General features: G+C 56.7%; 11 protein-coding genes. 2 read left to right on the top strand and 9 right to left on the bottom strand.

Features of this window, described 5'->3' with window-relative positions; all coding sequences use genetic code 11:
• Positions 1-57: 57 nt before the first annotated feature.
• The 8 genes from damX to OGV82_RS05225 all read right to left on the bottom strand — a co-directional run bounded on the left by damX (position 58) and on the right by OGV82_RS05225 (position 6734).
• Positions 58-1344 (bottom strand): cell division protein DamX, encoded by a 1287-nt coding sequence (gene damX, locus OGV82_RS05260; protein WP_101744203.1) that lies wholly within the window; start codon positions 1342-1344, stop codon positions 58-60.
• A 96-nt stretch (positions 1345-1440) separates the two neighbouring features.
• The gene (aroB, locus tag OGV82_RS05255; protein ID WP_047460717.1) at positions 1441-2529 is read right to left on the bottom strand and encodes a 3-dehydroquinate synthase; all 1089 of its coding nucleotides are present in this window, start codon (positions 2527-2529) and stop codon (positions 1441-1443) included.
• Positions 2530-2587: 58 nt separating this feature from the next.
• Positions 2588-3109, bottom strand: coding sequence for a shikimate kinase AroK (gene aroK / locus OGV82_RS05250; protein ID WP_012135498.1), 522 nt, complete (start codon positions 3107-3109; stop codon positions 2588-2590).
• Between the two features lie 308 nt (positions 3110-3417).
• Entirely contained in the window at positions 3418-4656 is a 1239-nt protein-coding gene (hofQ, locus tag OGV82_RS05245) for a DNA uptake porin HofQ (protein ID WP_101744202.1), read from the bottom strand.
• Positions 4568-4969, bottom strand: coding sequence for a DUF2531 family protein (locus OGV82_RS05240; protein WP_012135501.1), 402 nt, complete (start codon positions 4967-4969; stop codon positions 4568-4570). Before OGV82_RS05240 ends, hofQ begins: the two co-directional genes overlap by 89 nt.
• A complete protein-coding gene (locus OGV82_RS05235) occupies positions 4962-5432 on the bottom strand; it encodes a HofO family protein (protein WP_101744201.1) in 471 nt (156 codons plus the stop codon). The genes OGV82_RS05240 and OGV82_RS05235 overlap by 8 nt, the downstream gene beginning before the upstream one ends.
• Positions 5416-5955 carry a PilN domain-containing protein gene (locus tag OGV82_RS05230; protein ID WP_180961902.1) on the bottom strand — a complete coding sequence of 180 codons (540 nt, stop codon included), beginning with the start codon at positions 5953-5955 and terminating at the stop codon, positions 5416-5418. Before OGV82_RS05230 ends, OGV82_RS05235 begins: the two co-directional genes overlap by 17 nt.
• Positions 5955-6734: a type IV pilus biogenesis protein PilM gene (locus tag OGV82_RS05225; RefSeq protein WP_101744199.1), complete on the bottom strand. Its 780-nt coding sequence runs from the start codon at positions 6732-6734 to the stop codon at positions 5955-5957. Before OGV82_RS05225 ends, OGV82_RS05230 begins: the two co-directional genes overlap by 1 nt.
• 120 nt (positions 6735-6854) lie before the next feature.
• Here OGV82_RS05225 and mrcA point away from each other — a divergent pair, with 120 nt between their 5' ends.
• A complete protein-coding gene (mrcA, locus tag OGV82_RS05220; protein WP_047460696.1) occupies positions 6855-9407 on the top strand; it encodes a peptidoglycan glycosyltransferase/peptidoglycan DD-transpeptidase MrcA in 2553 nt (850 codons plus the stop codon).
• 92 nt (positions 9408-9499) lie between these two features.
• Here the strand turns inward: mrcA and nudE are convergent, their stop codons facing one another.
• Positions 9500-10060 carry an ADP compounds hydrolase NudE gene (gene nudE / locus OGV82_RS05215; protein ID WP_012135506.1) on the bottom strand — a complete coding sequence of 187 codons (561 nt, stop codon included), beginning with the start codon at positions 10058-10060 and terminating at the stop codon, positions 9500-9502.
• A 322-nt stretch (positions 10061-10382) separates the two neighbouring features.
• Here nudE and igaA point away from each other — a divergent pair, with 322 nt between their 5' ends.
• A complete protein-coding gene (gene igaA, locus OGV82_RS05210) occupies positions 10383-12515 on the top strand; it encodes an intracellular growth attenuator protein IgaA (protein ID WP_101744198.1) in 2133 nt (710 codons plus the stop codon).
• Positions 12516-12578: the final 63 nt, after the last annotated feature.

Genomic DNA, 12578 nt, shown 5'->3' with positions numbered 1-12578 from the left:
ACACCTTCTCCGGCTGTGGAGAAAGCTCCGACAGCATCCTGCGCTTTAACATGACTATTACTTCAGATCGGCCTGCACCTGATGCAACGGTTTTGCCCACGGGTTTTTCGCCTGCACATCGGCTGGCAACGTAGACACCGCACGTTTGGCATCATCTTTAGACGCATACACACCCGTTACCAGAACATACCACGGCTGGCCGTTACGCGTCGTCTGATACACCACATAGTTTTTCAGGTTTTCTTTCTTCGCCCAACCGTTCAGGTTGTCGTAGTTAGAAGAACTGCTGAGTTGCAGGGTGTAATGGCTGGAAGGCGCAGACTTCAGCGAACCCACGTTACCTGTGCTTTTCGTACCAGCCGCACTGCCGGCTGCCGCTGTGGTTTGCGCTGGCGCTGCGGTTTGTGCAGGCGCAGCGGTGGCTTTCGGCGCGGTCGTTGCCGCTGGCGCGGAAGTTGCTGGCGCTTTCGTCGTCGCGACCGGCGCGGCAGGTTCGCTACGTTTCGGCTGCGTGGTCGGCTTCGGTTCCGCTGGCGTCGCTTTCGCGGTGGTCTGCGGTTTCTTCGGCTCAATCACAACCTGCTTACGTTCCGGGCGCGTAGTGGCCTGACGCTCGCCCGATTGCGTCGCCGCCGTCTGACGCGGCGCATTGCCGTTGCGGATTGGCGCAACGGTGGCAGGTTCCGTCGGCAGCGTGGAGTTCGCCACCACATTGTTAACCTGTTCCTGGCCCTGCGGCTGAGTCAGCGCATTGTTCAGATCGCCCTGAACTTCCACACGCCGCTGGCCTTCGGTCGCGGCAGGCGCCTGACCCTGCGTTGGCGTTGAGGCGATCGGCGGCAGAGAAACATCCTGCTGCGTGTTTCCGGCGGTCTGTTCAGCGTCTGGCGCAGGCTGCGTGGCGCTCGCCTGATCGGTCGCGTTATTGCCGGAAAGATCGATGTTCTTCTCGGCAGACGCCGTTTGATCGCTGGAAGAGGAGGGTGAAGGGGCTTTCAGCGCGGAGCCAATACCGATGATCAGCAGCAGCAACACCAGAACGCCGACACCCATCATGATGTACTGACGGGAAGCGGGTTTGCTGGCGGCTTTCTTACGTTTGCGGGGACGACGCTCTACGCGCTCTTCATCCACTGCATCATCGGATTCATAATCGTCTTCGCTGTACTGCTCTTCCTCACGCGCCTTTCGCGCACGCCCTGGACGACGATCGTCCGTATCCAGGTCGACGTCATCGAAATTGATCTGTGGATCATTATCGCGTTCAGAAGATTGACGAGTACGACCAGTACGACGATCGCTGGGATCGGGTTTCAGCTCGTCTTCTGGTTTGAATTCATCCATTTAACACCCCACTCAAAGGTTAATGCTTACGACGTTGCAGTTAACCTGAATTTAAATGACCAATACCGTGCAGTATCAGTCCGACCTTTCTTGTTGTTACGCCTGCTGACAGTCAGCAATAGCGCTGAGAACGATTTCGTGCGGCACTCCGCCGCGTACTTCACTTTTCCCTATCGCCAGCGGGAGCACTAAGCGCATCTCGCCCGCCAGGACTTTCTTATCGCGCAGCATGTGTGGCAAATACGCCTGAGCAGACATCTCACGCGGCCCGTGTACAGGCAGACCTGCGCGCTGGAGCAGCGTAATAATGCGTTGCGTATCCGCAGCGCTAAACTGACCGAGACGCTCTGACGTACGCGCCGCCATCACCATACCAGCGGCGACAGCTTCACCGTGTAACCAATTGCCATAACCCATTTCAGCTTCAATGGCATGACCAAAGGTATGTCCCAGATTCAGTAAAGCACGTAAGCCCGTTTCGCGCTCGTCTGCTGCAACAACTTCGGCTTTCAGCTCACAACAACGGCGGATACAGTACGCCATTGCCGGACCTTCCAGACGTAATAACGCGTCCAGATTGTCCTCAAGCCAGGTGAAAAATTCACCGTCAAGAATGATGCCGTATTTGATCACTTCCGCCAGACCCGATGCCAGCTCACGCGCAGGAAGCGTTTTCAGACAGTCGAGATCCACCACCACAGAAGCAGGCTGGTAGAACGCGCCGATCATGTTCTTGCCGAGGGGATGGTTTACAGCGGTTTTCCCGCCTACGGAGGAGTCGACCTGCGACAGCAATGTCGTCGGGACCTGGATAAAACGCACGCCACGCTGATAGCTGGCGGCGGCGAAACCGGTAAGGTCGCCAATCACGCCGCCGCCGAGGGCAACCAGCGTGGTATCGCGACCGTGCGGTTTTTGCAGTAACGCGGTGAAAACCGTATCAAGTACCGTCAGGCTTTTATACTTTTCGCCATCGGGCAGGATAACGCTATCTACGTTAACCCCCGCCTGTTCAAGTACGCTACGGATCTTATCAAGGTAAAGGGGAGCCAGGGTTTCGTTGGTCACCAACATAACCTGATCGCCCGATTTCAGCGGTAAGAATGAAGCTGGTTCGTTAAACAAACCAGCCGCGATGGTGATAGGGTAACTACGTTCCCCGAGAGTAACTGTAATCCTCTCCATGACGCGACATCCACCTTAGTTACTTGTACCCGCTTACCGAGTATGTATTAAGCCAGAATCAGTTGCTTTCCAGCATATGAATAATCTGGTTTGCCACGACCTTAGCGCTCTGATCGTCGGTACGAATGGTCACGTCGGCAATCTCTTCATACAGAGGATTGCGTTCGTTGGCCAACGCTTCCAGAACTTCACGAGGCGGAGCTTCTACCTGCAACAGCGGGCGTTTCTTGTCGCGCTGCGTACGCGCAAGTTGTTTTTCGATTGTCGTTTCAAGATACACCACGACGCCACGCGCGGAGAGACGGTTACGCGTTTCACGTGATTTTACAGAGCCACCGCCGGTTGCCAGCACAATACCCTGTTTTTCCGTCAACTCGTTGATGACTTTTTCTTCGCGATCACGGAAGCCGTCTTCACCTTCTACATCGAAGACCCAGCCCACATCAGCTCCGGTTCGTTTCTCAATCTCTTGATCAGAATCGTAAAATTCCATATTGAGTTGTTGAGCTAACTGGCGCCCAATAGTGCTTTTTCCGGCACCCATAGGCCCAACCAGAAAGATATTGCGTTTCTCTGCCATTTTTTCGGTACTACTAAGACAATTCGTTAATGATAAACCCGCGTCGCAGACACCTTGCGCAGCAGGACATGAACTGAAACCTCATAAGATATTGCGAGAGTCAGACTGAAAATTATCTCAATACTCCAACGGGTTTGGCAACTGAATAAATTACCAAGACATATTGTAGACAACCCCGGAGGCAGCGTCGCCGGATAGCGACGAGAAGAACCAACTCTCAAATCGGTACTCCTTGTATGCTAAATACACCCCCACGTCAAATCCCTGAAACGTGTTCAGTGCAAAAACAGCGCGATTTCAGGCATAAATTATTCTGCCGCAACCAGTCTGGGGGTAATGAACACCACCAGTTCGCGCCGCTCGTTCTCTTTTCCATCATGGCTGAAAAGGGAACCAAGCCAGGGGATATCGCCTAACAGCGGGACGCTATCTTTAGCGGATTTGTTTTTGCGCGAAAAGATGCCGCCCAGCGCCAGCGTTTCGCCGCTTTTAACCTCGACCTGTGTGTCGATCTCCTGCTTATCGATCGCCAGCACTTCGCCATCCGCCTGCTGTAGCACCTGACCGGGAACGTTCTGGCTGATGTGAAGTTTCAGGCGAATGCGTCCCTTCGGCAAAACGGTGGGTGTCACCTCCATCCCCAGCACCGCTTCTTTAAACTCCACGGACGTCGCCCCGCTCTCGCCGCTGGAGACCTGATACGGGATTTCGCTCCCCTGCTTAATACTGGCGGGTTGCAGGTGCGAAGCCAGCAGTCGTGGGCTGGCGATAATATCAAGTTGCTGCTTCTGCTCCAGGGCGGAAAGCTCAAGATCCAACAAGCGACCGTTGATGCGCCCGATGTTAAACCCGACGCGAGACGTGGCGGCCGCGACGGACAGATCGCTGGCAAGCGACGTCACCTGCCCTGGCGACCCGGCCTGTTGCGCGTCCGCCAGCGTCCACTTTACCCCCAGCTCACGCAGGCTTTTTTCATTTATGGTGACGATATGCGCCGCCAGTTCAACCTGCTCAACGGGGAGATCCATTTGCGCCGCCCACTTTTCCAGCGCCGCCAGCGCGGCGTTGTTATCCCGAAGCAATAACCGGTTGGTGCGCTTATCTACCGTCATACTGCCTTTGGCGCTCAGCAGTTTTTCTCCCGCTTTTGCCAGTTCGGAGGCATCGGCGTATTGCAGAGAAATACTGCGATCCTCCAGCGGTAAGTTGGCCCGAAGCCTTGCCTGCTCGGCCTCCTGCCGCGCGGCGTTTTCGTTTTGCCAGTGAACCGAGTGAACATGCAGAATATTCCCCTCCTGGCGCAGCACCAGCCCGGCGCTTTTTATGACCGTCTGCACCGCCTGCTTCCACGGCACATTCGTCAGACTCAGCGACAGCGAACCGCTGACGTCAGGCGAGACCACCAGATTCTTCTTCTCCTGCGCGGCAAGCGCCTGCAACACCTGAACAACAGGAACATCATCCACCACCAGCGTCACGTTTTGCGCTTTCCCCGCCTGTACGGCGGGCATCACGGCGATCAACGCTGCGGCTATCCATCGCTTCATTCACTTCTCCTTGTCGTTGCCACCGCCACTGTGACGGTTCACAGCCTTTACCGGTCTCAAGCGTTATACTGTCTGCCGTCAGTCGGGAAATCGTCCAGCCGTTCTCCAGCACCTGATATTGTTCGACGCGCCGCCACTTCTGCTGGCTGTCTTTGAGAATGCCAGTCAGGCGCTCTCCCTGACTCACCACGCCCTGGTAACGCCACATCGGCAGTTCAGCGATCCGGCATCGGTCCTCCGGCGGTTTGAAGGGGTCGCGCATTCCGGTCAGCATCAGCAGGCAGCTACAGACCAACAGCCAGCGCTTAGTCATCAGTCAGCCGCTCCAGCTGTAGCGTCAACAGCAGCTCCGTCTCCTGCGGAACAAGCGAAAAGCGGTTAATGCGCATGCCACGCTCCGCCAGCCGACTGAACAGTTGCGGAACCGCCTCCCAGGTGGATGCCAGCGCCAGCTCGCCGCCCTGCGCGGAAGGCTGCCAGTGAAGAAGGCGTACCGGAGAGCGCTGAAAATCCAGAGGGGAAAAAGGCACGCGCTTGCTGGCCGACGCTAAACGAGACATATCCATTGATGCGGCGATCTGGCGCAGACCCCGCCACTGCCGGTCGATAGCCGCCCGCTGTTGCGCCAGCGCCGTTCGTTGCCGCTCCTGTTGCTGCGCGCCCGAAGAAAACGTGTATAAACAAACTAGTAATCCCAGCCCCAGGCTCCAGCCTAACCAGCAGAAGAGGCGGGTTCGCGGCAATAATCCGCACCAGAGGTCAAAAAGCGCGACCATCTGCGAGGCTCCTTTTTAACGGGTAATGAAATTGCCAGCGTCCCTGCGCATCCTGCTGCGTTGCCCCACTCCCGGCTAACGGGAAATCAGGATGATGACGCAACGCGGTTTCCAGCGTGTTTAACGCAAGAAATGTCGTCGCGTATCCCTCAAGTTCCAGCGTTCCCTGCTGCCAGGATAACCGGGTTAGCCACGCCTGCTCGGGCAACAGCGCCGCCATCCCTTCCAGCACGCTCTGCCAGCGCCGCGTCTGCTCATATTCCGTTTGCCGCTGCAACGCTTGCTGCCACGCGGTCTGCCGCTGCTGTAAGCGGGGTTGGATCGCCAGCAGCGCGGCGGCGCGCTCTTTTTCTGCGATCGACCACTGCGCATCCACCCGCTTTTGCGCCGTGAGCGTAACCTCATGGATGCACCCCAGCGCGATGGTCAGCAGCAGTGAACCGCTGAACATAACGCTCCAGAATCGCAGACATTCGCGCCGCCGGGACTGACGCCAGGGCAAAAAGTTGACCGGATGACTCATCAGCACGGCGCCCCCATTGCTAATCCCAGTGCGATGGCAAAGGTATGGCCTTCCGGCGGAACGGGAGGCTGGCGAATGGCAACCGCGCACCAGGGTTCGAAGCCGCCCGCGCCGCACACCGTCAGACTTTCCGGCTCAATGGACAACGTCGCGGCAAGACTGTCGGCGCAGGCCGCCTCTTGTAGCGGTTTTCGTCCCCACGCATAGCGCGTCGCCCACAGCCACTGTTCTTCGTCACGCCAGGCCAGACACTGCTGGTGCGCCAGCAGATAAGGAATAAAGCGCTGTAATGCGCAGGCATCCGGCGTAATCGCCGTCACCTGCATTTTCAGTTTTTGCGCCAGCGTTAATAAGGTCGCTACCTCCTTGCTTTGGGCGGCGGTCACGTTAAATGCCGGAGTCAGGGTATCTTCGCGATAGTCAAAGCACAGGGCGTCGGGGGGCATATCCAGCTCACGCGCCATCGCGCCGGTCAGCCACGCCGTTTGTTCACGTTCGCGCAGCGCCATTTCCGGGCGCGGAAAATGCTTTTGCAGCGTCCGGCAGGCAGGGAAAGAGAGATAAATATGATGCCGGTGAGGAAGCGAACGACGCCACGGAAGCAACGCATCGACGAGCTGTTCAGGCTCGCGAAGATGCCCGTCAACGAAGGTGCGTTCCGCCAGCGGCACCCGCCACCAGCGTTGTAAAGACCAGCCTGACGCGCCGCGAACCACGGCGACAGCCAGCGCCTCATGCTGCTGAATATGAAGGCCAATTTGCCAGAACCTGAAAGCCATTGCTTATGATCTCCTTATCAATGGTCGCTCTTACGGGTATATCAATGCGTCTGGCTTGCCTTTATACTACCGCGCGTTTGTTTATAAACTGCCCAAATGACACTAAATGGGAAATCTCCAGTGAAGTTCGTAAAGTATTTATTGATCCTTGCAGTATGTTGCATCCTGCTGGGAGCAGGCTCGATTTATGGCCTCTACCGCTATATCGAGCCGCAACTACCTGACGTCGCGACCTTAAAAGACGTGCGTTTGCAGATTCCGATGCAGGTTTACAGCGCGGATGGCGAGCTGATCGCGCAGTATGGCGAAAAACGTCGTATCCCGGTCACGCTTGACCAGATGCCGCCGGAAATGGTTAAAGCCTTTATCGCTACGGAAGACAGCCGCTTTTACGAGCATCATGGCGTCGATCCGGTAGGGATCTTCCGTGCGGCCAGCGTCGCGCTGTTCTCAGGCCATGCCTCACAGGGGGCAAGTACCATCACCCAGCAGCTGGCGAGAAACTTCTTCCTGAGCCCGGAACGCACGCTGATGCGTAAAATTAAGGAAGCGTTCCTGGCAATCCGCATTGAGCAGATGCTGAGCAAAGATGAGATCCTCGAACTTTACCTGAACAAGATCTACCTCGGCTACCGTGCCTACGGCGTCGGCGCGGCGGCGCAGGTCTATTTCGGTAAGACGGTCGATCAGCTCACCCTGAGCGAAATGGCGGTGATTGCCGGTCTGCCGAAAGCCCCTTCCACATTTAACCCGCTCTACTCGATGGATCGGGCGACGGCGCGTCGTAACGTGGTGCTGTCTCGTATGTTGAGCGAAGGCTACATCACCCAGGCGCAGTACGATCAGGCGCGCGGCGAAGCGATTGACGCCAATTACCATGCGCCGGAAATCGCGTTCTCAGCGCCGTATCTGTCGGAAATGGTGCGCCAGGAAATGTACAGCCGTTATGGCGAAAGCGCCTATGAAGACGGGTATCGCATTTACACCACGATCACCCGCAAAGTACAGCAGGCGGCGCAGCAAGCCGTGCGTAACAACGTGCTGGACTACGACATGCGCCACGGCTATCGCGGGCCGTCGAACGTGCTGTGGAAAGTAGGCGAAACCGCCTGGGACAACAAAAAAATCACCGACACGCTGAAAGCCCTGCCAACCTACGGGCCGTTGCTGCCCGCCGTCATTACCGGCGCGAATCCGCAGGAAGCCACCGCGATGCTCGCTGATGGCACCTCCGTGTCGCTGCGGATGGAAGGCGTACGCTGGGCGCGCCCTTACCGTTCGGATACCCAACAGGGCCCGACGCCGCGTAAAGTGACCGACGCCGTACAGACAGGCCAACAAATCTGGGTTCGCCAGATGGGTGATGCCTGGTGGCTGGCGCAAGTCCCGGATGTGAACTCGGCGCTGGTTTCCATCAACCCGCAAAACGGCGCGGTTCTGGCGCTGGTCGGCGGTTTTGACTTCAACCAGAGTAAATTCAACCGCGCCACGCAGGCGCTGCGTCAGGTCGGGTCGAACATCAAACCGTTCCTCTATACCGCCGCGATGGATAAAGGTCTGACGCTGGCGAGTATGCTGAACGACGTGCCGATTTCCCGCTGGGATGCTGGCGCCGGTTCCGACTGGCGGCCAAAAAACTCCCCGCCGCAGTATGCCGGGCCAATCCGCTTACGTCAGGGTCTGGGTCAGTCGAAAAACGTGGTGATGGTGCGGGCGATGCGCGCGATGGGCGTGGATTACGCCGCAGAGTATCTGCAACGCTTCGGTTTCCCGGCGCAGAACATCGTGCATACCGAATCGCTGGCGCTGGGCTCCGCGTCCTTCACCCCGATGCAGGTGGCGCGCGGTTATGCGGTAATGTCTAACGGCGGCTTCCTGGTAGACCCGTATTTCATCAGCAAGATAGAGACCGACCAGGGCGGCGTGATCTTCGAAGCGAAGCCGAAAATCGCCTGCCCGGATTGCGATATCCCGGTCATTTACGGTGATACCCAAAAATCCAACGTGCTGGAAAACAATAACGTTGAAGATGTCGCCATCTCTCAGGAGCAGCAAAACGCCACCGTGCCGATGCCAAAACTGGAGCAGGCTAACCAGGCGTTAGTGGCGCAAAGCGGAATGCAGGAATATGCTCCACATGTGATCAACACGCCGCTGGCCTTCCTGATTAAGAGCGCGCTGAACAGCAACATCTTCGGCGAACCCGGCTGGATGGGCACCGGCTGGCGCGCGGGTCGCGACCTGCAACGTCATGATATCGGCGGAAAAACCGGAACCACCAACAGCTCGAAAGATGCCTGGTTCTCCGGTTACGGCCCGGGCGTGGTGACTTCCGTGTGGATCGGCTTTGACGATCACCGTCGCGATCTGGGGCGCACTACCGCGTCCGGGGCGATCAAAGACCAGATTTCTGGTTACGAAGGTGGCGCGAAAAGTGCGCAACCCGCATGGGATGCTTACATGAAAGCCGTGCTGGAAGGGGTTCCTGAAGAGCCGTTGACGCCGCCTCCGGGCATCGTGACGATCAATATCGACAGAAGCACCGGGCAACTGGCAAACGGCGGTAACAGCCGCGCGGAATACTTTATCGAAGGCACTCAGCCAACGCAGCAGGCGGTGCATGAGGTGGGCACCACCATTATCGATAACGGTGAGACACACGAACTGTTTTGATCTTTTGCCGGATGGCGACGCCTGAGGCGTCTTATCCGGCCTACGTTTTGTTGTAGGCCAGGTAAAAGTCAGCCGCCATCCGGCAATATAAATTACAACCGCCCCTGCCCCTTCAGCCACTCACGGACCAGGAACAGCGCGCTGACGTTTCGCGCTTCACTGAAATCCGGTTCTTCCAGCAGATCCATTAAATGCGTCAGCGGCCAGCGCACCTGCGGCAGCGGTTCCGGCTCGTCGCCTTCCAGTGATTCAGGATAGAGGTCTTCCGCTATCACAATGTTCATTTTGCTGGAAAAATAGGACGGCGCCATGCTGAGCTTTTTGAGGAACGTCAGATCGTTCGCGCCAAACCCAACTTCTTCTTTCAGTTCGCGGTTCGCCGCTTCAAAAACGGTTTCGCCAGGGTCGATCAACCCTTTGGAGAACCCCAGCTCATAAGACTCCGTGCCCACGGCATATTCACGGATCAGAATCAGGTGATCGTCTACGATCGGCACAATCATTACCGCTTCACGAGTGGACGGACGCATACGCTCATAGACGCGGCGCACGCCGTTGCTGAATTCGAGATCCACACTTTCGACGTTAAACAGCCGGGATTTCGCGACAGTTTCAACTTTCAAAATGGTGGGTTTTTGTAATGATTTGCTCATCGTGAGAATCTATGCAGTGAAATCTGGTGCCATTGTGCGATATACAGCACGGTTTCGGCAATGTGAATTGCCGTTTATTTACATTTATGTAACGTAGCAAAAATTAATTCCCATTTAAAATTAAAAGTCAATAGGTTGAAATAACTCCAGGAATTTGCTGATATTCCGCTTTTGGTGGGTTTGCTATGATCCGCATTCACTGGGATGCGCGTAAAAATGCTCAAGTTCAACTCCACGCTTGCCGATAGCCAACCACAGCATCACATTTATTCGACAGGGTGCGACTGACCACGCCTGACAGACTTAGTAAGATGGGGAAAGCATGAGCACCATTTTGATTTTCTTAGCTGCTTTGCTGGCCTGCTCTCTACTGGCAGGATGGCTACTCAGAGTAAGAGCCAGGCGGCAGAATCTGCCCTGGATCAGCGCCTTTTCAGACGCCGCGACGCGCAAGCTAACGCCGGAAGAGCGCAGTGCGGTTGAAAACTATCTCGACAACCTCAGTCAGATTCAGCAGGTGCCGGGGCCGACAGGCGCCAGTACCGCTCCCGTGTCGTTAACGCTGAATGCCCAGAGTAATAACGTCATTATTCTGACCCATTCCATTACGCGTTACGGCATTACGACCGACGATCCCAATAAATGGCGATATTACCTTGATTCCGTTGAGGTTCATTTGCCGCCGTTCTGGGAACAGTACATCAATGACGAAAATAACGTTGAGCTGATCCATACCGATACGCTTCCTTTAGTCATCTCGCTTAACGGCCACACGTTGCAGGAGTACATGCAGGAGACGCGCGGCTATGCGCTACAGCATACCTCCTCCACCCAGGCGTCGATTCGTGGCGAAGAGAGCGAGCAAATTGAACTGCTGAACATTCGTCAGGAAACTCACGAAGAGTATGCGCTCAGCCGCCCCGCGGGGCTGCGCGAAGCATCGCTGATTGTGGCCTCATTCCTGCTGTTCTTCTGTTGCTTAATTACGCCGGATGTCTTCGTGCCGTGGATTGCGGGCGGCGCAATTCTGCTGCTCGCCGCAGGTCTCTGGGGGCTGTTCGCACCGCCATCTAAAACCTCGCTGCGAGAGATTCACTGCCTGCGGGGAACCCCGCGTCGCTGGGGGCTGTTTGGCGAAAACGATCAGGAGCAGATCAACAATATTTCGCTGGGAATTATTGACCTGATTTACCCTGCCCACTGGCAACCCTATATCGCACAGGATCTCGGGCAGCAAACGGATATTGATATCTATCTGGATCGCCACGTCGCGCGGCAAGGGCGTTTTCTCTCCCTGCATGACGAGGTGAAAAATTTCCCGTTGCAACACTGGCTGCGTAGCGCCGTTATTGCGGGCGGATCGCTGCTGGTGCTGTTTATGCTGCTCTTTTGGATCCCGCTGGATATGCCGATCAAATTCACCTTGTCGTGGATGAAAGGCGCGCAAACCATTGAGGCCACCAGCGTTAAACAGCTCCACGACGCCGGAGTTCGCGTGGGCGATACGCTGCATCTGAACGGCAAAGGCATGTGTAATATCCATCAGTCTGGTAGCTGGACTGCGCAGCCGAACTCCCCTTTTATGCCGTTTGATTGCTCGCAAATCATCTGGAATGACGCGCGGACGCTGCCGCTGCCCGAGTCCGATCTCGTCAACAAAGCCACAGCGCTGACCCAGGCCATCAACCGCCAGCTGCACCCGAAGCCGGAAGATGACTCCCGCGTTAGCGCGTCGCTGCGTTCGGCGATTCAAAAGTCCGGGATGGTATTGCTGGATGATTTCGGCGACATCGTATTAAAGACCGCCGATCTGTGCGCCGCCGAAGACGAATGCGTGCGCCTGAAAAACGCGCTGGTGAACCTCGGCAATAGCAAAAACTGGGCCGCGCTGGTCAAACGCGCGAATGCGGGCAAACTTGACGGCGTGAACGTTCTGCTGCGCCCTGTCAGCGCGGAGTCGCTCGATAACCTGGTGACGACCTCAACCGCGCCGTTTATCTCCCGTGAAACCGCGCGCGCCGCACAGGCGCTTAACAGCCCCGCGCCGGGCGGCTTCCTGATTATCAGCGATGAAGGCAGCGATCTGGTTGATCAGCCGTGGCCGTCGATGTCCCTGTACGATTACCCCGCGCAGGAACAGTGGGGCGCATTCCAGCGCCTGGCGCAGATGTTAATGCAAACACCGTTTAGCGCCGAAGGGATCGTCACCCGTGTCTACACCGACGCCAACGGCACGCAGCACATCGGTCTGCACCGCATCCCGGATCGTTCCGGTTTATGGCGCTACCTTGGCACGACGTTGCTGATGCTCACCATGCTGGGCTGCGCCGCTTACAACGGCATTCAGGCGTTCAGACGTTATCAGCGTAACCGCACCCGTATGGCGGAAATTCAGGAATATTATGAAAACTGCCTGAATCCAAAGCTGATCGCCTCCCCGGAAAGCCTCATCTGACAGCTCACGGTATGCTACCCTGTAGCGCATATCCGGCAAAAGCCGCCAGGATTTGGCGGCAAT

It is taken from the genome of Citrobacter sp. CK191, assembly GCF_030333435.1.
GTDB classification, from domain to species: domain Bacteria; phylum Pseudomonadota; class Gammaproteobacteria; order Enterobacterales; family Enterobacteriaceae; genus Citrobacter_B; species Citrobacter_B koseri.
The sequence above is the reverse complement of the archived record's forward strand: the minus strand, read 5'-3'. Positions and strand labels throughout refer to the sequence as shown.

Excerpts from the sequence above, each read along its gene's own strand:
- damX (WP_101744203.1), bottom strand. The coding sequence starts at position 1,344 with ATGGATGAATTCAAACCAGAAGACGAGCTGAAACCCGATCCCAGCGAT.
- aroB (WP_047460717.1), bottom strand. The coding sequence starts at position 2,529 with ATGGAGAGGATTACAGTTACTCTCGGGGAACGTAGTTACCCTATCACC.
- aroK (WP_012135498.1), bottom strand. The coding sequence starts at position 3,109 with ATGGCAGAGAAACGCAATATCTTTCTGGTTGGGCCTATGGGTGCCGGA.
- hofQ (WP_101744202.1), bottom strand. The coding sequence starts at position 4,656 with ATGAAGCGATGGATAGCCGCAGCGTTGATCGCCGTGATGCCCGCCGTA.
- OGV82_RS05240 (WP_012135501.1), bottom strand. The coding sequence starts at position 4,969 with ATGACTAAGCGCTGGCTGTTGGTCTGTAGCTGCCTGCTGATGCTGACC.
- OGV82_RS05235 (WP_101744201.1), bottom strand. The coding sequence starts at position 5,432 with ATGGTCGCGCTTTTTGACCTCTGGTGCGGATTATTGCCGCGAACCCGC.
- OGV82_RS05230 (WP_180961902.1), bottom strand. The coding sequence starts at position 5,955 with ATGAGTCATCCGGTCAACTTTTTGCCCTGGCGTCAGTCCCGGCGGCGC.
- OGV82_RS05225 (WP_101744199.1), bottom strand. The coding sequence starts at position 6,734 with ATGGCTTTCAGGTTCTGGCAAATTGGCCTTCATATTCAGCAGCATGAG.
- nudE (WP_012135506.1), bottom strand. The coding sequence starts at position 10,060 with ATGAGCAAATCATTACAAAAACCCACCATTTTGAAAGTTGAAACTGTC.
- igaA (WP_101744198.1), top strand. The coding sequence starts at position 10,383 with ATGAGCACCATTTTGATTTTCTTAGCTGCTTTGCTGGCCTGCTCTCTA.